This window comes from Streptomyces griseicoloratus (assembly GCF_014534645.1).
Taxonomy (GTDB): domain Bacteria; phylum Actinomycetota; class Actinomycetes; order Streptomycetales; family Streptomycetaceae; genus Streptomyces; species Streptomyces griseicoloratus.
Genome location: NZ_JACVQF010000001.1, coordinates 1 through 694, shown reverse-complemented (window position 1 = coordinate 694; position 694 = coordinate 1). Strand labels below are relative to the sequence as shown.

Annotated in this window: 1 protein-coding gene; it reads right to left on the bottom strand. The window is 72.9% G+C overall.

All coding sequences use genetic code 11. The annotated features are described in order from the left end of the window. Positions 1 to 694, bottom strand: a 694-nt coding sequence (locus tag H0H10_RS00005; protein ID WP_188178686.1) for an AMP-binding protein, incomplete at both ends; no start/stop codon positions are given.

The following is a 694-nucleotide window of genomic DNA, read 5'->3' as shown; positions in this document are numbered from 1 at the left end:
CGCCGTCCAACGCGCCCGGTCCCCCGTGCGATACATCCGCTCACCCGCACCACCGAACGGACAGGCGACGAACCGCTCCGCCGTCAGTCCGGGGCGCCGTACATAGCCCTGGGCGAGCCCCGCCCCGGCGAGGTACAGGTCGCCGGCGACGCCGACCGGAACCGGTGCCAAGTGATCGTCGAGCACGTACAGGCGGGTGTTGGCGATCGGCGCGCCCATCGGCACCACCGGGCCGCACCCGGGCTCCACCACCCCGGTTGTCACCATGACCGTCGCCTCGGTCGGCCCGTAGGTGTTCACCAGGCGACGCCCCGGGGCCCATGCCTCCACCTGGTCCGCCGAGATCGGCTCCGCGCCCACGACCAGCGTCGACAGGTCGGGGAGTTCCGCCGGGTCCAGGACCGTGAGCAACGACGGTACGACGCTGGTTGAGCGCACCCCCGTCTCCCGCATCAGCCGCACGAGGGCCCCCGCGTCCGCGCGCTCGGCGGCACCCGCCACGACGAGCGTGGCTCCCGAGGTCAGGGTCACGGCGACGTCCAGCACAGACGCGTCGAAGCTGAACGACGCGAACTGCAGGACCGGCACACCGGGCTCCGCCCGCAGGACGGGCGCCAGGGCACCGGCCAGGTTCGCCAGACCACCATGCGTGGCCTGCACACCCTTCGGCAGCCCCGTCGAACCCGACGTATAG